The 601-nt window shown below is 58.9% G+C and carries 1 protein-coding gene; it reads left to right on the top strand.

The window, feature by feature from the left end:
• The coding region (locus tag B5F54_RS17860) for a hypothetical protein (protein ID WP_172749790.1) at positions 1-483 on the top strand (483 nt) is incomplete at its 5' end.
• Positions 484-601: the final 118 nt, after the last annotated feature.

Below are 601 nucleotides of genomic sequence, written 5' to 3'. Positions count from 1 at the left end.
ACCCTGCTGGCGGACGAGACCCTCGACGCAGAAGAGGGCCAGGTTGTTGTGGATAACGCGGTCGCACAGGCGCGCGCAGCAAAGGCCAACTTGGTCGAAGTGAGCAACGGCGGTTCGAACGCCGGCAGCTCCAGCGGCAGCACGTCCGCGAACATTGGCAATGCATACGGCGCAGCGGGCGTTGTATCTGCAAGCCAGAGCGTGGCAGCGAATGCCTATGTGGTTTCCGACACGACGGTCAACTTCACGCTGAAGCACGGCCAGGCGTATTGCTTCAAGATGACGGTGGTCAACGGCAACGCCATGACGCCGGGCTTCACGGCCGGCAACGGCGATGTGCTCAAGACGCAGTTCGTGGCGAAGATCGGCAACGACTACTACTACAGAGTCTATGCCATCGGCACGCCGGGCCAGAGCACGGGTGTTTACACGACCCTGCCGGGCCAGAACGCTACGAAGCATTGTGCTGTAACCATTGGCTAATCGAAAATAAAAAGGAAGACTTCTTCCCGATAAACTGCAAGGACCCAGCCCCGGGAGATTTCCTAGGGCTGGGTCCTTCTGTGTTTTTCGCTGCTGTTTTCCGGATGTCGTGTGGGAA

It is taken from the genome of Anaeromassilibacillus sp. An250 (assembly GCF_002159845.1).
Classification (GTDB): Bacteria; Bacillota; Clostridia; order Oscillospirales; family Acutalibacteraceae; genus Anaeromassilibacillus; species Anaeromassilibacillus stercoravium.
Note: the sequence above shows the minus strand (reverse complement) of the source record. Positions and strands in the feature narration are given on the sequence as shown.